Annotated in this window: 22 protein-coding genes; 11 read left to right on the top strand and 11 right to left on the bottom strand. The window is 65.7% G+C overall.

Features of this window, described 5'->3' with window-relative positions:
- Positions 1-40: 40 nt before the first annotated feature.
- From QX128_RS00570 to uvrA, 6 genes are all read left to right on the top strand, one after another.
- Complete coding sequence (locus QX128_RS00570; protein ID WP_315799855.1) at positions 41-784, top strand: porin family protein; 744 nt, start codon at positions 41-43, stop codon at positions 782-784.
- A 193-nt stretch (positions 785-977) separates the two neighbouring features.
- Entirely contained in the window at positions 978-1,733 is a 756-nt protein-coding gene (locus QX128_RS00565) for an outer membrane protein (protein ID WP_316215877.1), read from the top strand.
- A gap of 284 nt (positions 1,734-2,017) precedes the next feature.
- Positions 2,018-2,803, top strand: a complete 786-nt coding sequence (locus QX128_RS00560; RefSeq protein ID WP_316215878.1) for an outer membrane protein — start codon at positions 2,018-2,020, stop codon at positions 2,801-2,803.
- Positions 2,804-3,015: 212 nt separating this feature from the next.
- Positions 3,016-3,756, top strand: a complete 741-nt coding sequence (locus tag QX128_RS00555; protein WP_315799852.1) for an outer membrane protein — start codon at positions 3,016-3,018, stop codon at positions 3,754-3,756.
- A 286-nt stretch (positions 3,757-4,042) separates the two neighbouring features.
- The gene (locus QX128_RS00550; protein WP_315799851.1) at positions 4,043-4,687 is read left to right on the top strand and encodes a porin family protein; all 645 of its coding nucleotides are present in this window, start codon (positions 4,043-4,045) and stop codon (positions 4,685-4,687) included.
- Between the two features lie 277 nt (positions 4,688-4,964).
- The gene (gene uvrA / locus QX128_RS00545; RefSeq protein WP_316236426.1) at positions 4,965-8,027 is read left to right on the top strand and encodes an excinuclease ABC subunit UvrA; all 3,063 of its coding nucleotides are present in this window, start codon (positions 4,965-4,967) and stop codon (positions 8,025-8,027) included.
- A gap of 157 nt (positions 8,028-8,184) precedes the next feature.
- Here the strand turns inward: uvrA and QX128_RS00540 are convergent, their stop codons facing one another.
- The 4 genes from QX128_RS00540 to QX128_RS00525 all read right to left on the bottom strand — a co-directional run bounded on the left by QX128_RS00540 (position 8,185) and on the right by QX128_RS00525 (position 10,628).
- Positions 8,185-8,481, bottom strand: coding sequence for a DUF1963 domain-containing protein (locus QX128_RS00540; protein ID WP_316236425.1), 297 nt, complete (start codon positions 8,479-8,481; stop codon positions 8,185-8,187).
- Between the two features lie 127 nt (positions 8,482-8,608).
- Positions 8,609-8,935: a hypothetical protein gene (locus QX128_RS00535; RefSeq protein WP_316236424.1), complete on the bottom strand. Its 327-nt coding sequence runs from the start codon at positions 8,933-8,935 to the stop codon at positions 8,609-8,611.
- A 225-nt stretch (positions 8,936-9,160) separates the two neighbouring features.
- Positions 9,161-9,475, bottom strand: a complete 315-nt coding sequence (locus QX128_RS00530) for a hypothetical protein (protein ID WP_316236423.1) — start codon at positions 9,473-9,475, stop codon at positions 9,161-9,163.
- A gap of 160 nt (positions 9,476-9,635) precedes the next feature.
- The gene (locus QX128_RS00525; RefSeq protein ID WP_316236422.1) at positions 9,636-10,628 is read right to left on the bottom strand and encodes a lipase family protein; all 993 of its coding nucleotides are present in this window, start codon (positions 10,626-10,628) and stop codon (positions 9,636-9,638) included.
- A 275-nt stretch (positions 10,629-10,903) separates the two neighbouring features.
- On the opposite strand from QX128_RS00525, the gene QX128_RS00520 reads away from it, so the two are divergent.
- Complete coding sequence (locus tag QX128_RS00520; protein WP_316236421.1) at positions 10,904-11,548, top strand: HAD hydrolase-like protein; 645 nt, start codon at positions 10,904-10,906, stop codon at positions 11,546-11,548.
- 174 nt (positions 11,549-11,722) lie between these two features.
- On the opposite strand, the gene QX128_RS00515 is transcribed toward QX128_RS00520, so the two are convergent.
- The 6 genes from QX128_RS00515 to QX128_RS00490 form a co-directional block, all read right to left on the bottom strand.
- Positions 11,723-12,736 carry a cytochrome D1 domain-containing protein gene (locus tag QX128_RS00515; RefSeq protein WP_316178596.1) on the bottom strand — a complete coding sequence of 338 codons (1,014 nt, stop codon included), beginning with the start codon at positions 12,734-12,736 and terminating at the stop codon, positions 11,723-11,725.
- A gap of 155 nt (positions 12,737-12,891) precedes the next feature.
- Positions 12,892-13,461 carry an SRPBCC family protein gene (locus QX128_RS00510; RefSeq protein WP_316215881.1) on the bottom strand — a complete coding sequence of 190 codons (570 nt, stop codon included), beginning with the start codon at positions 13,459-13,461 and terminating at the stop codon, positions 12,892-12,894.
- Positions 13,462-13,566: 105 nt separating this feature from the next.
- Positions 13,567-14,247 (bottom strand): UPF0149 family protein, encoded by a 681-nt coding sequence (locus QX128_RS00505; RefSeq protein ID WP_316215882.1) that lies wholly within the window; start codon positions 14,245-14,247, stop codon positions 13,567-13,569.
- A gap of 674 nt (positions 14,248-14,921) precedes the next feature.
- Positions 14,922-15,692 carry an AAA family ATPase gene (locus QX128_RS00500; protein ID WP_316236420.1) on the bottom strand — a complete coding sequence of 257 codons (771 nt, stop codon included), beginning with the start codon at positions 15,690-15,692 and terminating at the stop codon, positions 14,922-14,924.
- Positions 15,693-15,767: 75 nt separating this feature from the next.
- Positions 15,768-16,625 carry a PCC domain-containing protein gene (locus QX128_RS00495; protein ID WP_315799842.1) on the bottom strand — a complete coding sequence of 286 codons (858 nt, stop codon included), beginning with the start codon at positions 16,623-16,625 and terminating at the stop codon, positions 15,768-15,770.
- A 6-nt stretch (positions 16,626-16,631) separates the two neighbouring features.
- On the bottom strand, positions 16,632-18,233 hold the full coding sequence (locus QX128_RS00490) for an acyl-CoA synthetase (RefSeq protein ID WP_316236419.1): 1,602 nt from the start codon (positions 18,231-18,233) through the stop codon (positions 16,632-16,634).
- Between the two features lie 255 nt (positions 18,234-18,488).
- Between QX128_RS00490 and QX128_RS00485 the strand changes: the two genes are divergently transcribed.
- The 3 genes from QX128_RS00485 to QX128_RS00475 all read left to right on the top strand — a co-directional run bounded on the left by QX128_RS00485 (position 18,489) and on the right by QX128_RS00475 (position 19,591).
- Positions 18,489-19,031, top strand: a complete 543-nt coding sequence (locus tag QX128_RS00485) for a DUF3828 domain-containing protein (RefSeq protein ID WP_316236418.1) — start codon at positions 18,489-18,491, stop codon at positions 19,029-19,031.
- Positions 19,032-19,037: 6 nt separating this feature from the next.
- A complete protein-coding gene (locus QX128_RS00480; RefSeq protein WP_316236417.1) occupies positions 19,038-19,310 on the top strand; it encodes a GNAT family N-acetyltransferase in 273 nt (90 codons plus the stop codon).
- A gap of 116 nt (positions 19,311-19,426) precedes the next feature.
- The gene (locus tag QX128_RS00475; protein ID WP_315799839.1) at positions 19,427-19,591 is read left to right on the top strand and encodes a DUF1127 domain-containing protein; all 165 of its coding nucleotides are present in this window, start codon (positions 19,427-19,429) and stop codon (positions 19,589-19,591) included.
- A 100-nt stretch (positions 19,592-19,691) separates the two neighbouring features.
- On the opposite strand, the gene QX128_RS00470 is transcribed toward QX128_RS00475, so the two are convergent.
- A complete protein-coding gene (locus tag QX128_RS00470; protein ID WP_316178580.1) occupies positions 19,692-20,099 on the bottom strand; it encodes a DUF3597 domain-containing protein in 408 nt (135 codons plus the stop codon).
- A 402-nt stretch (positions 20,100-20,501) separates the two neighbouring features.
- On the opposite strand from QX128_RS00470, the gene QX128_RS00465 reads away from it, so the two are divergent.
- On the top strand, positions 20,502-21,413 hold the full coding sequence (locus QX128_RS00465; protein ID WP_316178578.1) for a DUF2189 domain-containing protein: 912 nt from the start codon (positions 20,502-20,504) through the stop codon (positions 21,411-21,413).
- The last annotated feature ends 71 nt before the right edge of the window (positions 21,414-21,484 follow it).

Here is a 21,484-nt window from a genome sequence, read left to right as displayed (position 1 = left end):
CGGGGACCATTTTGGAGACGCCCAAAGCGGGAGACTTGGGATGAAAAGAATTTTTCTTGGAGCTGTCAGCTTGATGGTTTTGGGGGCGCTGACGCCGGCGGGAGCCGCCGATCTCGCCGCCCGCCCGTACACGAAGGCCCCGGTGATGGCGCCCGCTCCGCTTCCGACCTGGGCCGGCTTCTATCTCGGTCTGCAGGGCGGTGGCGGCTGGGGCCGCAGCGATGAGACCTTCTTCGGTGCGCCGAATACGGCGATCTTTGCCGGCACGCAGCGTTACGACATCACCGGCGGCTTCGCCGGCGGCGTGATCGGCTACAATTGGCAGGTCGACAACATCGTGTTCGGCCTCGAGGGCGACTATCACTGGGCGGACATCGACGGCCGCTCGGCCGTGATCAACGCCGGCGTCGGTGACACCTACTTCACCAAGCTGCGCGGCTTCGGCGACATCAAGGGCCGGCTCGGCTGGGCCACGGGTCCGGCACTGCTCTTCGTCAGCGGCGGTGCCACGGTCGGCGATCTGCAGCACCGCTACGATGGCGTTCCCGGCAACGTGTTCGTGCAGAACGACTGGCGCTGGGGTTGGACGATCGGCGCCGGTGCCGAGTACATGTTCGCTCCGAACTGGTCGGCCAAGGTCGAGTACAACTATCTCGATTTCGGCAAGAGCTCGATCCAGTACTCCCCGGTCGCGACCAACCGCTCGGAGTGGAGCGACACCGTCCATACCGTCAAGGCCGGCATCTCCTACCACTTCGGTGGTCCGGGCATGTCGCGCTACTGATCGCACGCCAAAAGCGAATATGTCGAAAGGCCGGCCTCGCGCCGGCCTTTTTTTGCGTGCCAGAACCGGTACTTGCCGAGCCGTTGTGTCCTTTGGGTGACGGCTTTTTACGGCGGAAGGGGCTATCAAGGTCCGGCGGGTGGGCGTTGGTGAGAGCGTGCGTGCGGGCGTCGGACTTGGTTTGGGGAATGCGATGAGAAGGCTGTTGCTGGGGGCGACAACTTCGCTGGCGCTGGGGATTGCGCCGGCCATCGCTGCCGATCTGCCCGCGCGCACCTTCACCAAAGCGCCTGCGATGATCACAACGATCTATGATTGGAGTGGTTTCTATGTCGGCCTGAACGCCGGCGGCGCATCCTCCCGCACCTGCTGGACCAACAAGGTCAGCTTCGCAGGTGTCGCTGCGACCAACGCCGAGGGTTGCCACGATGCGACCGGCGCGCTGGCGGGCGGCCAGATCGGCTATCGCTGGCAGGCTGGCGGCTGGGTATTCGGCGTCGAAGGTCAGGGCAACTGGGCCAACCTCAAGGGCAGCAACACCAGCCAGTTCGCCCCGGCCGTGACCAACCAGACCAAGATCAACGGCATCGGCGTGTTCACGGGCCAGGTCGGCTATTCCTGGAACAACGTGCTCTGGTACGTCAAGGGCGGCGCCGCGGTCGCAAGCGAGAAGTACAACGGTCTCGCCACGGCAACGGGCGCGGCTCTCGACCAGTCCAGCGCCACGCGCTGGGGGGCTGCGGTCGGCACCGGTGTCGAGGTCGGCTTCGCCAAGAACTGGTCGGTCGCAGCCGAATACGAGCACCTGTTCATGGGCAACCGCACCCTGGGCTTCTCCGGTGTTCCCGGCGGAGCCGCGGGCCGGACCGATGCGGTCGGCCAGGACGTCGACATGGCGACGGTCCGCGTCAACTATCGCTGGGGCGGTCCCGTCGTCTCCAAGCACTGACCCTCGAGGACAGGCACTCGAAGACTGGCGCGCTCGAAGACTGGCACTCGAGGCCTGACGCGCCAGGCGCTCACCATGCGTGCCCTCGGGACAGCTCCACGATCGGCGCGACGGCCGCGATCTTTACCCGCGCTTAAGCACGTTCGACACATCCCGCCGCACGCCCGCTGCCGATCACGAGTTTAGAAAGCAGTCTCTCCTACAACCAGCCACAGGCCACCTTCGCGTGGGCCCGGATCGGAGGGATCCGGTGCGAGGACAGTTATGGGACTGGGGAGAGACGAATGCAGAAGACGACCTTGATCTTGACCGCTGGAGCCGCGGCGCTGGGACTGGCGCCGGCCTCCGCGGCCGACTTCGCGACGCGCCCTTACAGCAAGGCGCCGCCGCCGGCCTATGTCACGCCGCTGCCGAGCTGGGCCGGGTTCTACCTCGGCGTCAATGGCGGCGCCGACTGGAGCCACAACTGCTGGACGCTCAATCGCGTCGGCGGCGTGCCGGTCGTACCGACCCAGTCCGAAGGCTGCCACAATGCCTCGAGCGGACTCATCGGCGGCCAGGTCGGCTATCGCTGGCAGGCGGCGAGCTGGGTGTTCGGCGTCGAGGCCCAGGGCGACTGGACCGACCTGAAGTCGTCGAACGCGAGCACGGCTGCGCTGGCTGCAGGCATCACCAACACCACCAAGACCGATGCGATCGGCCTGTTCACCGGCCAGGTCGGCTATGCCTGGGGCAACGTGCTCTGGTACGTGAAGGGCGGCGCCGCCGTCACCCACAACAAATACACCGGCACGGCGAATGCGGCTGCGCCCTTCCCGGTCGGCACGCTGCTGGATTCCGCCAGCGAGACCCGCTGGGGCGGCACCGTCGGCACCGGCGTCGAGTTCGGCTTCGCGCCGAACTGGTCGGTCGCCGTCGAGTACGACCACCTGTTCATGGGCTCGCGCGACATCAGCTTCCCGGCCACCGCCACCGTGCTGTCGCGCGTCGACACCATCAAGCAGGACATCGACATGGCGACCGTCCGAGTGAACTATCGATTCGGAGCGCCGATGGGCACCCGCTACTGAAAAAAGCCGCCACTCGCACGCATTCGGAAAGGCCGGCCTCCACGCCGGCCTTTTTCGTGTCAACAGCCCGGCAGCGCCGCGGCGTTTTTGTGCTAAATATATGATTTATAACGCTTTTTCGTTTCTGTGGCGGGCGCGTTACAGCGTCTCCGGGATGCCCTGTGTATGACTTGCCCATCGCTTGTCATTCCAACCTCCCGGGGGAGAATTTGATGAAGAAGTTGCTTGTGATCACGACGGCCCTCGCCGGCGTCGCGGCCGCCACGTCTGCGTCGGCGGCCGACATGGCGGCACGGCCCTACACCAAGGCGCCGCCCATGGTCGCGCAGATCCTGAGCTGGTCGGGCCTCTACGCCGGCATCCAGGGCGGCGGCGGCTGGGGCACCAGCAAGGAAACCTTCCTTGGCCGCTTCAATGCGCCGGGCTTCCTGGGCACCCAGAACTACAACACCAATGGCGGCTTCGTCGGCGGCGTGCTCGGCTACAATTGGCAGGTCGACAACGTCGTGTTCGGCCTCGAAGGCGACTATCACTGGGCCGACATCAACGGCCGCTCCGCAGTGGTCAATGCCGGCGTGGGCGACACCTTCTTCACCAAGCTGACCAGCTTCGGCGACATCAAGGGCCGCCTCGGCTACGCCGCAGGTCCCGCTCTGTTCTTCGTGAGCGGCGGTGCCGCCGTGGGCCAACTGCAGCACCGCTACGACGGCGTGCCGGGCAACGTCTTCAGCCAGACCACCACCCGCTGGGGCTACACGGTCGGCGCCGGCGCGGAATACATGTTCGCCCCGAACTGGTCGGCCAAGCTCGAGTACAACTATCTCGACTTCGGCAAGAGCGCGATCCAGTACAGCGCTTTCGCGACCAACCGCTCCGAGTGGAAGGACACCGTCCACACCGTCAAGGTCGGCCTCAGCTACCATTTCGGCGGCCCGGTCATTGCCAAATACTGATACCTGCAACCGACAGGTTCCGAGAAAGGCCGGCGAAAGCCGGCCTTTTTTGTTGCATCGATACCACCGTGCCGGCTCGCCACACACGGAACCAAGCAATTGAGTAACATAGGCTTTCTGGAACTGGGCCGTAAAAACGCGGTTTGGCCGCGAGTGTGTCTTCAGGGTGACGGTAATCCGTACGGAACCGGGCTATAGGAACCTCGTCAACTTGAACGGGTGAGTCTGTTTCGTGCGTAAGCTTATCGGTGCGATGCGGACTTCGAGGAATAAACTGGAGACTGGAATGAAGAAGATCTTGCTCGCGACCGTGGCCCTGGCCGCCCTGGCCGCTCCCGCTGCCGCCGCTGATCTCGCCGCACGCCCGACCTACACCAAGGCCCCGGTTCTCGCGCCGGTGCAGACCTGGACCGGTTTCTACATCGGTGCGATGGGTGGCTACGCCAATGAGGATGCTGACTTTGCGGCCATGAAGGGCGGCTTCGCCGGTGGCACCGTCGGCTACAACTGGCAGCAGGGTGCTGTCGTGTTCGGCCTCGAGGCCGATGCTGCCTGGGCTGACATCAATGCCTCCGTCGGCGCGCTTGGCGTGACCGCCGAATCGAAGATCCGTGACTGGGGCACCGTCCGTGGCCGCATCGGTTACGCCTTCGGCCCGACCCTGCTGTACGCCACCGGCGGTTACGCCTGGGCGGACAACCGCATCTCGCTGACGGCTCCGGGCGTGGCCGTTTCGGACAGCAAGATCCACTCGGGCTGGACCGTCGGCGCAGGCGTCGAGTACATGTTCGCCCCGAACTGGTCGCTGAAGGGCGAGTACCTCTACAAGAGCTTCGGTGGCGAGAGCTACACCTTCACCGGCCTCGGCACGCTCGCGACCGGCACGCTCAACGTGCATTCCGGTCAGGTCGGCATCAACTACCACTTCTAAGAACGTCGCCTCCGGGCCAACGCACACAGCCTCCGCTCTGCCAGAGCGGAGGCTTTTTCTTTGCGGGATCGCGCACAGGGCCGGACGGAACCGGCAGCCTCCTGCCATTCGCTGCCATTCCCTGAGCGCATTGTTGATGATTCGCTGACGGTACTGGAAATCCGGCCACGTTCTTCCTACGTTCCGACGATACCTTTTCCCTCTGGCGTCCGATGGCCGGCTCCCGGCAGAACGCGCCTGCAACAATGGCGCGGTCTCGCGCCGTGGGACGATCGTCATGGATGAAGTGCTCAAGGCCAAGCAGCGCGCGCAAGCCAACCAGTCGAGCCTGCGGGCCATCACCATCCGCGGCGCCCGCGAGCACAATCTGAAAAACATCGACGTCGAGATCCCGCGCGACAGGCTGGTGGTGTTCACCGGGCTGTCCGGCTCCGGCAAATCCTCGCTCGCCTTCGACACCATCTATGCCGAGGGCCAGCGCCGCTACGTCGAATCGCTGTCGGCCTATGCACGCCAGTTCCTGGAGATGATGCAGAAGCCGGATGTCGACCAGATCGACGGCCTGTCGCCGGCGATCTCGATCGAGCAGAAGACGACCTCGAAGAATCCGCGCTCGACGGTGGGCACCGTCACCGAGATCTACGACTACATGCGCCTGCTGTGGGCGCGCGTCGGCGTGCCCTACTCGCCGGCGACCGGCCTGCCGATCGAAAGCCAGACCGTGTCGCAGATGGTCGACCGCGTGCTGGCGCTGCCCGAAGGCACCCGCCTCTATCTGCTGGCGCCGGTCGTGCGCGGCCGCAAGGGCGAGTACAAGAAGGAGCTCGCGGAATATCTCAAGAAGGGCTTTCAGCGCGTCAAGATCGACGGCACCTTCCATGAGCTGGCCGAGGCGCCCACGCTCGACAAGAAGTTCCCGCACGACATCGATGTCGTCGTCGACCGTATCGTCGTGCGCCCCGATATCGGCCAGCGCCTGGCGGAGAGCTTCGAGACCGCGCTGAAGCTCGCCGAGGGCTTGGCCGTGATCGAGTTCGCGGATGCAGCCCCTTCCCCGTCATCACCGGGCCGCGCCGAAGGCGCGAGACCCGGTGATCCATCCTCTTCGAAGGAGATGGATGGCCGGGTCAAGCCCGGCCATGACGAGAAGAAGAAGGTGGCCAAGATCCACGACAAGAGCGGGCCCGAGCGCATCCTGTTCTCCGAGAAGTTCGCCTGCCCGGTGTCCGGCTTCACCATCCCCGAGATCGAGCCGCGGCTGTTCTCGTTCAACAACCCCTATGGCGCGTGCCCCGAATGCGGCGGCCTCGGCGTCGAGCAGCACGTCGATGCCGACCTCGTGATCCCCGACAAGGACGTCACGCTGCGCAAGGGCGCGATCGCGCCCTGGGCCAAGTCGTCATCGCCCTACTACCTGCAGACGCTGACCGCGCTCGGCAAGTTCTACAAGTTCACGCTCGACACCAAGTGGAAGGATCTGCCGAAGAAGACGCAGAACGCGCTGCTGCACGGCTCCGGCGACGACGAGATCAAGTTCACCTATGAGGACGGCGTTCGCGCCTACGACACCAAGAAGCCGTTCGAGGGCGTGATCACCAACATCGAGCGCCGCTTCCGCGAGACCGAGAGCGAATGGGCGCGCGAGGAGCTCGGCAAGTACTTCAACGACGTGCCCTGCGCCGGCTGCAAAGGCTTCCGGCTGAAGCCCGAGGCGCTGTGCGTCAAGGTCGGCGGCAAGCACATCGGCGAAATCAGCGATCTCTCCGTCAAGGCTGCCGGCGAATGGTTTGCCGAGGTGCCGAAGGCCCTGAACGCGCAGCAGACCGAGATCGCCACCCGCATCCTCAAGGAGATCCGCGACCGCCTGACCTTCCTGCTCGACGTCGGCCTGAACTACCTGACCCTGGCGCGCTCCTCCGGCACCTTGTCCGGCGGCGAGAGCCAGCGCATCCGCCTGGCCTCGCAGATCGGCTCGGGGCTGACCGGTGTGCTCTACGTGCTGGACGAGCCGTCGATCGGCCTGCACCAGCGCGACAATGCCCGCCTGCTCGATACGCTGAAGCGGCTGCGCGACCTCGGCAACACCGTGATCGTCGTCGAGCATGACGAGGATGCCATTCGCCTCGCCGACTACGTGCTCGACATCGGCCCCGGCGCCGGCACCCATGGCGGCAACATCGTCGCCGAGGGCACGCCGGCCGAGATCATGCGCAATCCGGCGTCGCTGACCGGCAAATATCTCACCGGCGAGCTCGAGGTCGAGGTACCCGAGCGGCGGCCACCGAACCATCGCCGCACCATCAAGGTCGTCAACGCCCGCGGCAACAATCTGAAGAACGTCTCGGCCGAGATTCCGCTCGGCCTGTTCACGGCGATCACCGGCGTGTCCGGCGGCGGCAAGTCGACGCTGCTGATCGACACGCTGTACAAGGCGATCGCGCGCAAGCTCAACGGCGCCAACGAGGCGGCCGCGCCGCACGACCGCATCGAGGGCCTGGAGCATATCGACAAGATCATCGACATCGACCAGTCGCCGATCGGCCGCACGCCGCGCTCCAACCCCGCGACCTATACCGGCGCGTTCACGCCGATCCGCGAATGGTTCGCCGGCCTGCCGGAATCGAAGGCGCGCGGCTACGAGCCCGGCCGCTTCTCCTTCAACGTCAAGGGCGGCCGCTGCGAGGCCTGCCAGGGCGACGGCGTCATTAAGATCGAGATGCACTTTTTGCCCGACGTCTACGTCACCTGCGACGTCTGCAAGGGCAAGCGCTACAACCGCGAGACGCTCGACGTGCTGTTCAAGGGCAAGTCGATCGCCGACGTGCTCGACATGACCGTCGAGGAGGCCGCCGAATTCTTCAAGGCGGTGCCGCGCGTGCGCGACACGTTCGAGACGCTCCGCCGCGTCGGCCTCGATTACATCCATGTCGGCCAGCAGGCCACCACGCTGTCCGGCGGCGAGGCCCAGCGCGTCAAGCTCGCCAAGGAATTGTCCAAGCGCGCCACCGGCCGCACGCTCTACATCCTGGATGAGCCGACCACCGGCCTGCACTTCCACGACGTCAAGAAGCTTTTGGAGGTGCTGCACGAGCTGGTCGCGCAGGGCAACACGGTCGTCGTCATCGAGCACAATCTCGAGGTCATCAAGACCGCCGACTGGGTCATCGACCTCGGCCCCGAAGGCGGCGACGGCGGCGGCGAGATCGTCGCCTGGGGTCCGCCGGAGGACATCGTGAAAGCGTCGCGCAGCTACACCGGGCAGTTCCTGAAGCCGGTGCTGGAGAAGTCGGCCAAGCCGAAGAAGCGCAGCCGCGGCGCCGCGAGCGAGGCGGCGGAGTAGTTCCGTCGCGCCGTCATTGCGAGCGAAGCGAAGCAATCCAGGGCCGGGCGCGAGACTCTGGATCGCTTCGTCGCTCCGCTCCTCGCGATGACGGTCGGGACGACGGGCTCGTGCGCCATGCGAGAGGTCGCTGCTTGCACGGACCCTAGATCGTACATCAGTTCGACTGAACGAACGACTCCGACGCGTAGCAATCGAAGCACAGGAAGACGTAGATCATCCCGCAATCCGCGATACATATCTCGTCATTGATCGAATCGAGTTGACCGTAGAACGTCATCTTGACCCGGCAGGTCTTGCAGGTCGGCCATTCATCACCCTGGATGAAATCGGGGCTTCCACCGAGCCGGTGCCTGCGTCCGATCGGCTTTGGCGCCCATTTGAAAGGTGGCATTTCGCGCGCGACGTCATCCAACGGTTCAGGGACGAGCTGAAACGGCGGAATGACTTTCATGCGCGGGTCCGCTGGACTTCGAGGTTACAAGGCTTACCCAGCCTATCGTCTCCCCCCTGTAACGCAACGACAAAGCCCGCCGCTCAGCCAAGCGCGACGGGCCTCATCGTTGCTCTACCAACTCAACTCACCAGCGATAATACCCGCTGCGCGTGCCGTTGTTGTTGCCGCTTGGGCCGACGTCGCCCTGGGTCGAGCTCGGGGTCGGGTGGTTGGTGCCGTTGTAGCCGGCACCCCAGCCCGGGCCGTCATACTCGCCCGGCGCAACCGCGACGTAGCCTTCCTCATAGACCGGTCCGGGCGCCCAGGCGTAGGAATCGCGGTAGGCGTAGGTGCTGGTGACCTGGCCGCCATAGCCGTAGCCACCCGGGCCGTACTCGCCGGCTGAAGCGGCGGCGGTGCCGGCAACCAGCGTGACCGCGGTCAAGGCCGCCAAACCAAACATGCGCGTCATGAACTTGCTCCTTCGTTCCTAATTATCGCGGAGCAAACAACGTGAGGACCCTGCCGGTTCCGCGGCAGGTCACGACAATGCTGCGACACAACGCTTCGCTCACATTGCCGCGATTGAATGATCCAACGCGCGGCTGTCTCTCGGTAGCTCCTTGCGGAAGACAAGCCCGCCGCTCGTGTCCGGGCGGCGGGCTTGTCGACTGGACGCTGACTTATCTGACAGCGACTACCACTGACGATAGACGCCGGTCAGCGTGCCGTTGTTGTTGCCAGACGGACCGACATCGCCCTGGGTCGAGCCCGGTGTCGGATGGTTGGTGCCGTTGTAGCCGCCGCCCCAGGCCACTGGGCCAGCCACCGGACCCGGCGCGTAGGCCGCCCCCGGCGCTGCGCCATACACCGGCTCGGAATCCGTGGTCTGCGCCGGCGGCACCCAGGCCATGGAGTCACCGAAACGGGCATAGCCCTGCGCGGACGCAGCGGCGGTGCCGATCACCAGCGTGGCTCCGGCCAGCGCGGCCATCTTGATCGTGCGTTGCATGTCTCTCTCCTTGCTTCTGTGCGGGGTCAACCACCGCACCGCGCAAGGCGTTCCTGCAGCGCACACTCACAAAAATCGTGATCAAAGGTTGATTGGCCGCCGCACCGAGCCCCTTGCAGGACTGAGCGAACCCAGCCCCGCAAAAGCTCCCCTGCGACGCTCAGGCCGCGACCGCGACCGCCCGCGGCCGCGCCACGCCGGTCTTGGTGACTCCCGGCAGCGGCGGCGCCTTCGTGCCGGTCGCATGCGGGAAATACTGCAGCTGCATGGAATGCATGTAGCCGGCTTCCGCGGTCCAGGAGTCGTTCGCCTCGACGATCGGCGTGATCGTGAACAGGTCCGGATTGCTCGGCGCAATCGCCGTATAGGTCGGGATCGATGCGCTGAGCCACTCGAGCGGTTTGTAGATCGAGTAGTAGTTGGTGTCCTTCAGGACAGGCGCCGGCGGCGGATAGGTGCCGAGAATCCCGTTCAGGTTGGCCCACCCCATCGGCACGATGTCGTTGCTGTTGACCGCCGCGTAATAGGTGTAGCTCTTTGCGAAGGTCGCCGCGAATCCCGCGTTCCACATCGTCGGAGCAGCGAAGGTGTGCGGCCACAGCGTGAATTTCAGCGACGAGTTCAGCTTCGGCAGCTGATCCTGCAGCCATGCCGTCGCCGCCACGGCGAGCGCGCCGCCGAGGCTGTGCCCGGTCACCATCAGTTGCAGGTTCTGCTTGGCCGCGAGGCCGCGCAGATAGTCCAGCAGCGACAGGTCCGTCGTGGGATCGGTGAGCGCGATGACCAGCGCCAGCGCGTCGTTGATTCCGGCGCTGATCTGCAGCGGCGCGCCGGCCTGCTGCGGATACAGCCACGGCACCTGGAAAACCGCGTCGGCATCGGCGAGCACGTTCTCGAAGGCGCCGGCGATCGAGCCGTCGACATCGGTGCCGCGGAACGCCAGCGCGTAGCTGCCGTCGCTGCCTTGCGCGACATAGGCGAGCACGCCGTTGTTGACCGCCGGGCCCCAGACGAGCGACCACGGACCGTTCGCGGCGCCCGACGGGACGGACTTCAGCATCGTCACGAAATCGCTCGGCTGAACCGCATCGAGCGCATCGTCAATATAGGCGAAGTAGGACAGATAGGCTGCAGCAACCTTGTTGAGGGCCATGTGAAATCTCTCTGGCTTGAATGATGAAAACAATTTCGATCAAATCAGGCAGGCAGACCCCCTGATCCGCCGGCGCACCGCGATCATAGACCGCGTTATCTCCAGGTGCACATCACAACATGTTCAACCCCTGATCATCGAACGTCGCCATGGCGCTGCGACACGCAATGGTCGCGCCTCATTGCGCCCCGCCCCTCCCGTTGCTATGGCGCAGGGCTGTCGCAGGACGACACGCCTCGACGATCATAAGCCCCTCGCCACGCTCACCCCGCGCGATGCCATATTCTCTCGTCATCTTCGATCTCGACGGCACCCTCGCCGACAGCTTCCCGTGGTTTCGGGTCCACGTGAATGCAGTCGCCGCGCGCTTCGGCTTTCGCCAGGTGAAGGACGAGGACATCGACGGGCTGCGCCATGCCTCGACCCGCGAGATCCTCGATTTCCTCCAGGTGCCGCGCTGGAAGCTGCCCTTCATCGCGCGCCACGTGCGCCGCCTGAAGACGGCGCATGCCGCAAGCATTCCGCTGTTTGCAGGCGTCGACATCATGCTCGACACGCTTGCCGCGAACGGCACGACGCTCGCATTGGTCTCGTCGGACAGCGAGGCCAACGCGCGGCAGAAGCTCGGATTGCGCGCCGGCCTGTTCGCCGATTTCGATTGCTCGGCCTCGGTGTTCGGCAAGGCACGCAAGTTCCGCCGCGTGCTGAAGCGGCTGCGCGTCGACCCGGCCCGGGCCATCGCGATCGGCGACGAGACCCGCGACATCGAGGCGGCGCGCGCCGCCGGCATTGCCTTCGGCGCGGTGACATGGGGCTATGCCGCGGAGCAGGCGCTGCGCGACCAGCGACCGGAGATGCTGTTCACGCGGGTGGAGGAGATCGTGGAGCGGCTGGCCGTGCATGCCGGACGAGATCGGTAGCCTGCATCGGCGCCGGGATGCAGGGACAATGACGAACCTCGATACCTGCCCGCGTCTTTGCGAGCGCCTCGTCAAAGCCCGGATGAGCGCAGCGACATCCGGGGTCATCGCCGGCGTCGCAGAAGAACCCGGATATCGCTGCGCTCATCCGGGCTACAGTCCGTGCCCAGCGCCTCACCGCCGCAGGAACGCGCCGAAGGCGCGCGGACCGTCCCCGACCTTGATCTCTCCCGTGACCTTCAGCGCGGCCACGTCGATGACGCTCAGGATGTTGCTCTCCCAATTGGCGACGATGACGCGCTGGCCGTCGGCGGTCGCCTCGATGCCCTCCGGATAATCGCCGACACTGATGCGCTTGAGCGGCTGCAGGCTCGCCAGGTCGAATACGCTGACCGTGCCGTCATACTGGTCGGTGGCGAAGCCCCTGCCCTGCGCCAGCGCCACCGCATAGGGCCGCAAGCCGGTCTTGACCCGGCCGATCTCGCGGCGCTCGACGAGGTCGATCACCGAGACGTCGTTGGAGGCGACATTTGCCGTGTAGGCGCGCTTGCCCTCGGCGTCGATGGTGACACCGAACGGCCGCGTGCCGACCTTGATGGTCGCAAGGCGCTGGCGCGTCGCCGTGTCGATCACCGAGACCATGTCGTCGTCGCGGTCGGCGGAGAGCAGCAGCTTGCCGTCGGGTGTCACTGCAAGCCCCGACGGCGAGGCGCCGACCGTGATGCTGCCGCTCACGCTACGGGTCTTCGCATCGATCACGCGGATCGCGGCGTTGTACCAGTCGGCGACGTAGACCGTCGAACCGTCCGGCGTCACCGCTATGCCGAGCGGCCCGCCACCGACCTCGATGCGGCCGACGACTTTTCGCTCGGCAGCATCGACGACGCTGACGGTCTTGTCGTCCGGACTCGCGATATAGGCGAAGCGGCCGTCGGCGGCGACGGCAACTCCGGCCGGCTTGCCGCCGATCGGAATCGTCGCCACCGGCTTCGAGGTCGCGAGATCGACGATCGTCAGATCGTCGCTGAGCTGATTGGTGACGAAGGCTTCCTCGGCGTGAGCTGCGGTGCCAAGGGCGAGTACAACTGCGAACAGAAGGGCTCGGCCAAAATGAGAGAGAGGACTGGTGGCAGAGTAGCGGACTCGGTGCTTACCTCTCCCCGCTTGCGGGGAGAGGTCGGATTGCATCGCCAGATGCAATCCGGGTGAGGGGGTACAGGTCTCTCCACGAGCACTTCCCGTGCGTCTGCCCCTCACCCCAACCCTCTCCCCGTAAGAACGGGGAGAGGGAGCGCAGTGCCGGCTGGGCGACATCATCGATCCCTAACTACCAATCCGCCCCTTCAGCTACCGCCCTCCACCTTCTTCTTCAGGCCCTCGAGCCCGCCCTTGTAGAGCCCGCTGACCGCGTTGACCGCGGCCTCGTCGTTCAGCTCCGGCGGCGGGTCGTTGTTGGGGAAGCCGCGGTAGAACGCGCCGGTCCATTCGACCACGCTGCCCTTGCCGTCAGCGCTCGGCGTCACCGCGATGGTCGACGAGTAGTTCGTCACCGGCAACACCTTCACGTCGACGGCGGTGATGCGATACGAATAGCTCATCTTCTCGGCGTCGTATTTGTAGAGCTCCTCGTCGACGGTCGCGCCGCCCTTCAGGGTCAGCTTGCGCGTTGCGCCGATCTCGTTGCCCTTGTCGCCCGCGGTCTTGTCGACGATGCCGAGCCAGCTCATGTCCTGGAAGTTGCCGATCACGGCCCACACCTTGGCGGGCGCGGCGTTGATCTCCACGTGCTCCTGCACCTTGCGCCGGGTCGGCCCATGCGCTTCCGCCATCGTCAGGGTCGTGATTGTCAGGGCCGTCGTCGCGATCGCGAGCGCCGTCCTTGCGGTCAGCGCCTTGCCGAACACCATCCTCATCTCGTTTCCTCGGTCACTTTCATTGGCCCGCGCATCCGGCGCGGACAGGCCTATCTTTGCACCGCACCGGATTGTTGCAACAAAAAAGACCGTGTCGTGGCCGCCTCAATTCGCGCCGCAGCAGCGCTTGTATTTCTGGCCGGAACCACAGGGACAGGGGTCGTTGCGGCCGGTCTTGCCGAACGAGGCGAACGGATTGGGCTGCCGGGCAAAGTTGGTCGACGTGGGCACCGGCGGCCCGCTCTGCCGGTATTGATACAGCGTCAGCACCGCCTCGCGGATATCAGCCGGCGCCTCGCGGTCGAGCTTGGCGTTCTCGGCACGATCGTCGTCGAGCGCCAGCTCGATCGCCACCATCAGACGCAGCGCCGCCTCGCCCACCTCCCCGTCGACCTGCCGATAAGCCTTGAACCTCTCATGGCGAAGGTCCACGGCCGCCGCAAAACCGTCGATCCACAGCTCCCAGACGACGTCGCCGTTGAAGGCGTCGATTGGAAAACGCGGCTGGTACTGCTCCGGATGCTGCGCGAGCGTCAGCGCGATCTCCCGGTGATAGTCCATGACCAGCCCGAGCACCTCATTGGCATGGTCGATGCTGGAGAAGACGGAGCGATGCCCCTTGCCGAGCCCGAAGGCCGCCGCGAACCATTCGCCCGGCGGAATCGGCTCAGGCAGCACGAGCAGGCCGGCGATGAAGCCGTCGAGCTCCTCCAGCACCATGGCGCGATCATCCAGGGCCAGCAGCGCCCGTTCGAGCTTGTCGTGGCCGTGGGTCTGCTCCGGCATGCTGCCCCCCTCTTCCTTCGCTGCCGTCGCGCCCTGAGTCGCCCGACGGGCAGGCCGCGCACACGGTCGAGCTACGACGCGGCCTTTTTGACACCAAAACAGCCGTGCGCGCAAAAGCTAAATTTCCGAACGCGATCAGCGGCATCACGCTTGTCCAGTCCTGCCGTGAAAAACATTCTTCTTTTGTTTTTACGGAATTTCTGTTTTCCTGCATGCGTCCCGTCCTCACGAGAGGGGCGCTTCGCGGTCGTCACGGGCGTGGAGGGCGGGATGCGATGGACGTCACGGGCCCGGTGCTGATGCGCAAGACGACGGGTCGCGGGGCGGACGGCGAAATCGTGTGGTCCTGACCTCCCGACGCTGAGGTCAAATGGGTGTCGATGCCTTCTGGGCGTCGCGCCGATGACGGTGGCCAGAAAGCCCGGTGCACCGAGGAGAGCGCGTATAAGTCGTAAACCGTCGCGCAGGGAAGGCCGGTTGCTCGGCCAATCCTGTGGTTCCTGCCGCCTGCATTTTTTTCGCAGGCGGGCCATGGGTGCGGCCTGCACCCGGCCTTCCCTGCGCCCTCTCACCTTGGGAGGGCGGAATGAATGTCAAAGCTCGGATGCCAGGGCATCGCGAGATCGGTGTCACATGGCCAGTCGCGGCGAGCAATCCAGAGTCGTCTGGAGCCCTCACTCCGCGAACACCGCCTGCACGAACCCGTCCGGATCATTGCAGAACTCGCGCATGGCCTTGAAATGATCGGTGTCCTGCACGCGGACGGGCTCCAATCCGTATTTGGTCAGCCGCAGCAGCGTCGCGCCCGGATAGGCCATCAGCACCGGCGAATGCGTCGCCATCAGCACCTGGCAATGGCTGGAGTCATCCATCCGCCGCATCAGCTTCAAAAACTCGATCTGCCGCGCCGGCGACAGCGCCGATTCCGGCTCGTCGAAGATGTAGATGCCCTGGCGCTGGCAGCGCTCGTCGAAGAAGCGCAGGAAGCCCTCGCCGTGGGAGTGGGACAGGAAGTCCGGCGGCGGCCCGCCGAGCGGATCGTCCAGTGCGGCCTGGTCGAGATAGCGCGCCACCGAAAAGAAGCTCTCGGCGCGGAAGAACCAGCCCTGCGTGATCTTCGGCAGCCAGCTCGCCCGCAGCGCGGCAGCGAGTGCGCCGCCCATGCGCTCCACCGCGCGGCCATGATCAACCGGCATGTAACCCTTGCCGCCGCCGGCCTCGTCATAGCCGGCGAGCGCTGCGATGCCTTCGAGCAGGGTCGATTTGCCGGTGCCGTTCTCGCCGACGATGATCGTAATCGCACTCGTGAAGCTGAGCTCGAACTCATCCTGCAGGAACGGCAGGCAGAACGGATAGGCGGCGCGATCGGAGATCTTGGCCGGATCGAGCCACAGCCGCTTCAGATAAGGGGCTGGCAGCCGGATCTCGCGTTGCTTCCTCGCCATGACGCCTTCACAACCTCGGTGACATCCCCGGCAATCTCGCACATCGCGGCCGCATCGGCCACCGCCGCACCACCGCTACGCCACGACCTCCAGCACCAGCTCCATGGTCATCAGCACCGGATTGTCGCCGCGGACGAGGCGGCCTTGCGCGAGTGCTCCGGTGTAGTCGACCAGCGCGACGTCAACAGTGGCTTCAAGGCTGTCGTCACCGGGCGCGATCGTGCCGGCGGTGATCGTCAGCTCCGTCGCGAACGGCTCGACGACGCCGCCGTCCTCGAAGCGCGCCCCGATGGTCGAGCCGACGCCGCCGCGAATGCGCCCTTTGCTGATCCGCTGCGCCCGGCAGAACGCCTCGAGGCAGCCGGCGAAATCCTGGTTCGGCCGCAGCCGCAACGCGAACGCGCGGCGATCCGTCGTGGCGCCGCTTGGTGCGGCCGCCACCGGGCCGAACAGCTTGAAGCCGGTCTCGGGATCAGGCGCGGCCGTGAAGATCGCGCCATCGAGCCCGAAAGCCTCGACCTCGAACGGCTCGGCGACGATGGTCTCTTCCGGCAGGATGTGCCCTCCCCCGGCGCGGCCGCCCTGTTCCGTCCACAGCGCGTGGCAATGGAAGAATGGCGCGCCGTCGCGCACGCCCAGCGTCATCGTCGCGGTCGACAGCCGCGTCACACCGGCGGGCCGATAGGTCTCGCTGTAGAACGCGGCATGGTCCGCCGTCTTCGACAGCGCCGGCATCACATAGGCGAACGGTCCGAGCGCCCCGCCTTTGATGTCGAGCACGCCACCGGCAAAGCCATTGGCCGCGAAGCCGCGGCGCGCGGCTTCCAGCAGCGGCAGGCCTTTTTCGAGCGCGAACGTGAAAGCGCGGCCGCGCGCCGCGACCCACTGGATGCGGTCGGCCACGGGCGCGCCGGGCTGGATGATGGATCGCATCACGCGTCAGTCCTGCTTGCTGAGATCGAGCAGGCCGCGCGCCTCGAGCTCGTCGCGCACCAGACGCTTCGGAATCTTGCCATAGCCCGATTTTGGCAACGCGTCCCAGAAGAAGAACCGCTTCGGCATCTTGTAGCGCGGCAGCTTGGTCGCGAGATAGCCGGCGATGGCGCTCTCGCTCGGCGCCGCCGCGCCCTCGCGCGCGACGCAGACGGCGACGCCGACCTCGCCCCACACCGGATCGGGCACGCCAAGCACGGCGACCTCGCCGATATCCGGATGCGTCAGGATCTTTTCCTCGACCTCGCGCGGATAGATGTTGGAGCCGCCGGAGATGTACATGTCCGACGCGCGGCCGGTGATGTAGACGAAGCCGTGTTCGTCCATGTGGCCCAGATCGCCGGTGCGGAACCAGCCGTCGCGAAACGCCTTCGCGTTGGCCTCCGGATTGTCGTAGTAGCCCGCGAACACGGCCGGTCCGATGACGCAGATCTCGCCAGTCTCGCCGGGCTTGAGCTCACGCCCCTGATCGTCCTGGATCGAGACCTGCATGCCCGTGCGCTCATAGCCGCAGGTGCCGATCCGCGCCTCCGGTCCATCCTCTTCCTCATGCGCCGCGGCCGGCAACACCGTGATGTTGCCGGTGACCTCGCCGAGGCCGAAATACTGCACGATCACCTTGCCGAGCCGTGCCAGCGCGCGCTTCTGGTCCTCGCGATACATCGGCGCGCCGGCATAGATGACATGCCGCAGCGAAGAATGATCGAACTGGTCGACCGCGGGATGCTCGACCATCATCTTGAGGATGGTCGGGACCGTGAACAGGTTGCTGACGCGATGCCTCTCGATCAGGCGGAAGGCTTCGGTGATGTCGAACTTCTCGCTCGGCAGCAGCACCGTCCTGGCACCGCGCGCGCTCTGCATGAGCTGGTGAACGCCAGCGCCGTGCGACAGCGGCGCGACCACGAGCGAGGCATCGTGCTCGGTCGTCCCTGGTGTGAGATCGGCGAGATGATTGGTGATGACGAACGCCATCTGGCCATGCGTCAGCACCGCCGCCTTGGAGCGGCCCGTCGTGCCGGAGGTGAAGAAGAACCAGCAGGGATCGTCATGCTCGACGGCCGCGTTCGCGACGTGCGCGCCGACATGCGCCTTCATGGCGTCGGCCACGGTCCCCGTGCCGAAGCTGCCGCCTTCACCGATGCGCCAGGTGAAGTCAGCGGTCGTCACCGCGGCGGCGTGATCCGGAAAGTCGCCGTGGCAGAGAAACGCCTTCGCGCCCGAGGCGGTCGCGAGATAGGCGACCTCGTCCGGCATCAGTCGGAAATTGGTGGGCACCCAGACCGCGCCGAGCCGGAACGCGGCGAACATCGAGGCGAACATCTCCTCGCAGTTCTTGGAGTGCACCAGAATGCGATCGCCCTTGGCGATCCCCCGCTCGGCCAGCGCCGCCGCGAGCGCCGAGACCATCGCGTCGATTTCGCGCCAGGTCCACGACCTCTCGCCCCAGACGAAGCCGACGCGATCGCCAAGCCGGCGGCCATTTTGCGTAACGATATGCGCGAGGTTCATCACCCGGCGGGACATGCGCAGGGGTGCCGGTGTCATCGACAACCTCTCGCGCCGCTGCAGCTGACGAACAGACCCATGGAAGCGTCCCCTCGATCGATCCTTCAGGCGATCTCAGCCGCCCGATACCTTTGGGCCTGTTTATCCCGGTCCTGCTCGCCCTCGCAAGGCCGGCCTCCCCATCGCACCCATGCGGTGGCGTGTTTCGAACGGATGCAGATGCCGCGCGACAAACCGTGGCCGGCCGCGCATTTCTTCATATCACCGCGCGCCGAATCTGATTTGAGGACAACCATGATCGATCGTCGCTTCCTGCTTCTCGGCCTCGCTGGCGTGCTCGCCGCTTCTCCGCTGCATGCGCAGGCGCCTTCTTCCAACGAGCCCGTCGGCATCATGACCGCGATCTACACCCGCGTCGCCAAGGGCAAGGGCGAGGATGGCGGCACCTTCGTCATCGAGGACAAGGCGGCGCGCGCGAAATATCTGTCGAAGTCGCTGGCCGCCCAATGGGCGAAAATGGACGCCCGCACGCCCAAGGGTGAGGTCGGGGCGATCGATTTCGATCCCGTCACGAATTCGCAGGATCCCGATGTCGCCTCGTTCAAGGTGACGCCGGAAATGCAGGACGGCGACAAGGCAACCGTCGCGGTCAGCATTCGCGGCCACCGCACCGAGCGCAAGGAACAGGCCGACGACATCATCCGTTACGACCTCGTGCGCGAGGCCGGCCAATGGAAGATCGACGACATCCGGGGTGCGGCCGATGGCAAGCCATGGTCGATCCGCGCGATGCTGGCGGAGTTCCTCAAACTCACCGAGAAGCCCAAGCGAAAGTAGAGATGCATGACTGATGTCCGTGACAACAAGGCCGGCAGCCGCTTCGAGCTCGACATCGAGGGCCACGTCGCGTTTGCCGATTACCGGGCCACGCCGCAGGGGGTGATCATCACCCACACCGAGACCCCGCTATCGCTGCGAGGCCGCGGCATCGGTTCGCAGCTCGTGGAAGGCGCCCTCGCACTGATCCGCGCCGACGGCCGCAAGGTCATCGCGGGCTGCAGCTTCGTTGCCGATTACCTCCGCGACCATCCGGAGAACCGGGACATCATGGCCTGATGGGGCCGTGGAATTACCGGACGAGACGATTGGACGGTGCGCTTTAACGCAATGGCTACCTGGATGGATCAGCAATCCCCCGCCGAACAAGCAACCAGACCCATGGGGAGAGGCACATGTTCATCACAGCCATTTTCGACGTTCTCAAGCGCTACGTTCACTACCGCACCCAGCTCGCCTATCTCGACCAGCTCGACGAGCGCACGCTGCGCGACATCGGCTTCGAGCGCGACCAGCTGCACGCGGAGGCCTGGGAACGCGCCGGCTTCGTACACGTCTGAGGCGCTGGCGCAGCCTCACGCTCGACGCGATCCGAGACGACAAAGGCCCGCACGATGGCGGGCCTTTCGCTTTCTTGTTCTTGCCGTGAGCGGCGCACGCTCAGTGCTTGATCTCCGGCGGCAGCTTGCCGCCATTGGCGGCGAGCTTGCTCATCACCTGCTTGTGCAGCCACACGTTCATGCTGGCGGAATCGTTGGTGTCGCCGCTGTAGCCGAGCTCCTTGGCGAGCTCCTTGCGCGCAGCGAGACTGGAATCGATGTCGAGCGCCTTCATCAGGTCGACGATCGAGGTCCGCCACTCCAGCTTCTCGTGCTTGGCAGCCGCCGCCTTGTCGACGATCGCAGCCACATCGACATTTTGCGGCGCAGCAGCCGGGGCTGCCGTCGGGGACGCGGCCGCGCCGCCTGCCGGCGCGGTACCACCAGCGGCGGGCGTGCTGCCGCCGGCCGGTGCCGCCTCGGCATGATGGCCGAAAATCGCGCCCATGATCTTTCCGAAAACGCTCATCAATGGCTCCCAATGGATGGTGATCGTAAGAAGAACTCGGCCGGCGGCCTTCCGTTGCGGAGACGCCCGTCGGAGCCGCCCCGCCACCGCCGTGGCCTGCCAAACGCGAACACGGCGACCAATGTGAAGCTTACCCAAGGCGGAATGACGGCGGAACGACTTTATTGGACCATGCTCCAGCTTCTGCGTGAGCGTTCCAGTCTAATGCACTGCGACATTCACAGCCCTCACCGAGGCGTGAGTAGGCGCAGCCTGTTTTGGCACTATCCTGATGACTTCCGTTCGCGAATGGCCGCCCCGAGGTTCGTCGCGTCTGGCCATCCGCGAACTTGTTCCAACGAGAAGCGCAGCCCGCCTGCGTGGTTGGGAAGCGCCCTACGCAAGTTGAGGGAGCACACGACGATGGCCACCTACCACAGCAATGCTGCCTCCCACGTGCGGGCGGCAGACGAGGTCGCGGCTGAGCTGACGATTCGTACGATCGACATGTCGAGCCTGATGCGCGCGCTCCGGCTCGGCTGGGATGACTTCAAGGCGGTGCCGAGTCACGCCGTGATGCTATGTGCGATCTATCCCGTTCTCGGCCTGGTGCTGGCGCGCGCAGTGTTCGGCTATGCGGTGGTGCCGCTGTTGTTTCCGCTGGCGGCGGGCTTCGCCCTGCTCGGCCCGTTCGCCGCGCTCGGTCTCTATGAGCTCAGCAGCCGCCGTGACCGCGGCGAGGACACCAGTGCCTGGGACGCCCTGGAGGTGCTGCGGTCGCCGTCGTTCGGCTCGATGCTCGGACTGGGCACGCTGCTCCTCGCGCTGTTCGTCACCTGGGTCGCGACGGCGCAGGCGATCTACGTCGCAGTGTTCGGCTATGGCGGCGCGACCGGTGTGAGCGATTTCCTGCAGCGGGTCTTCACCACACCGCAAGGCTGGTGGCTGATCGCGGTCGGCTGTGGCGCAGGCTTCCTGTTCGCGCTGCTGGCGCTGTGCCTCAGCATCGTGTCCTTCCCATTGATGCTCGACCGTCACGCCGGCGCGCTCGAAGCGGTGGTCACCTCGCTGCGCGTAGCGGCCAAGAATCCAGTTCCGGTTGCGGCCTGGGGCCTCATCGTCGCAGTGCTCCTGGTGGCCGGCACGATCCCGTTCTTCCTCGGCCTCGCCGTCGTGATCCCGGTGCTCGGCCACGCCACCTGGCATCTCTACCGTGAGGCCATCGCGATCCATCCCGACGCCGCCCGGATCGTGCCGCCGGCCCCCCGCAGCTCCAAGCCCGCGGCGGATTTCCCGGCGAACCTGTTCCCGTGGCGCTCGCGTGACCAGATGTGAGGACGCCGCGATGAATCTTCACTGCCGCCGGCCTCCAGGCCGGCGGTCGCGTCGAGTGGCCGCAGAGTGTG

This window comes from Bradyrhizobium sp. SZCCHNR1015 (genome assembly GCF_032489875.1).
GTDB lineage: Bacteria > Pseudomonadota > Alphaproteobacteria > Rhizobiales > Xanthobacteraceae > Bradyrhizobium.
Note: the sequence above shows the minus strand (reverse complement) of the source record. Positions and strands in the feature narration are given on the sequence as shown.

Coding starts and splice junctions, on each gene's coding strand:
- QX128_RS00570 (WP_315799855.1), top strand. CDS start 41: ATGAAAAGAATTTTTCTTGGAGCTGTCAGCTTGATGGTTTTGGGGGCG.
- QX128_RS00565 (WP_316215877.1), top strand. CDS start 978: ATGAGAAGGCTGTTGCTGGGGGCGACAACTTCGCTGGCGCTGGGGATT.
- QX128_RS00560 (WP_316215878.1), top strand. CDS start 2,018: ATGCAGAAGACGACCTTGATCTTGACCGCTGGAGCCGCGGCGCTGGGA.
- QX128_RS00555 (WP_315799852.1), top strand. CDS start 3,016: ATGAAGAAGTTGCTTGTGATCACGACGGCCCTCGCCGGCGTCGCGGCC.
- QX128_RS00550 (WP_315799851.1), top strand. CDS start 4,043: ATGAAGAAGATCTTGCTCGCGACCGTGGCCCTGGCCGCCCTGGCCGCT.
- uvrA (WP_316236426.1), top strand. CDS start 4,965: ATGGATGAAGTGCTCAAGGCCAAGCAGCGCGCGCAAGCCAACCAGTCG.
- QX128_RS00540 (WP_316236425.1), bottom strand. CDS start 8,481: ATGAAAGTCATTCCGCCGTTTCAGCTCGTCCCTGAACCGTTGGATGAC.
- QX128_RS00535 (WP_316236424.1), bottom strand. CDS start 8,935: ATGACGCGCATGTTTGGTTTGGCGGCCTTGACCGCGGTCACGCTGGTT.
- QX128_RS00530 (WP_316236423.1), bottom strand. CDS start 9,475: ATGCAACGCACGATCAAGATGGCCGCGCTGGCCGGAGCCACGCTGGTG.
- QX128_RS00525 (WP_316236422.1), bottom strand. CDS start 10,628: ATGGCCCTCAACAAGGTTGCTGCAGCCTATCTGTCCTACTTCGCCTAT.
- QX128_RS00520 (WP_316236421.1), top strand. CDS start 10,904: ATGCCATATTCTCTCGTCATCTTCGATCTCGACGGCACCCTCGCCGAC.
- QX128_RS00515 (WP_316178596.1), bottom strand. CDS start 12,736: ATGCAATCCGACCTCTCCCCGCAAGCGGGGAGAGGTAAGCACCGAGTC.
- QX128_RS00510 (WP_316215881.1), bottom strand. CDS start 13,461: ATGAGGATGGTGTTCGGCAAGGCGCTGACCGCAAGGACGGCGCTCGCG.
- QX128_RS00505 (WP_316215882.1), bottom strand. CDS start 14,247: ATGCCGGAGCAGACCCACGGCCACGACAAGCTCGAACGGGCGCTGCTG.
- QX128_RS00500 (WP_316236420.1), bottom strand. CDS start 15,692: ATGGCGAGGAAGCAACGCGAGATCCGGCTGCCAGCCCCTTATCTGAAG.
- QX128_RS00495 (WP_315799842.1), bottom strand. CDS start 16,625: ATGCGATCCATCATCCAGCCCGGCGCGCCCGTGGCCGACCGCATCCAG.
- QX128_RS00490 (WP_316236419.1), bottom strand. CDS start 18,233: ATGACACCGGCACCCCTGCGCATGTCCCGCCGGGTGATGAACCTCGCG.
- QX128_RS00485 (WP_316236418.1), top strand. CDS start 18,489: ATGATCGATCGTCGCTTCCTGCTTCTCGGCCTCGCTGGCGTGCTCGCC.
- QX128_RS00480 (WP_316236417.1), top strand. CDS start 19,038: ATGACTGATGTCCGTGACAACAAGGCCGGCAGCCGCTTCGAGCTCGAC.
- QX128_RS00475 (WP_315799839.1), top strand. CDS start 19,427: ATGTTCATCACAGCCATTTTCGACGTTCTCAAGCGCTACGTTCACTAC.
- QX128_RS00470 (WP_316178580.1), bottom strand. CDS start 20,099: ATGAGCGTTTTCGGAAAGATCATGGGCGCGATTTTCGGCCATCATGCC.
- QX128_RS00465 (WP_316178578.1), top strand. CDS start 20,502: ATGGCCACCTACCACAGCAATGCTGCCTCCCACGTGCGGGCGGCAGAC.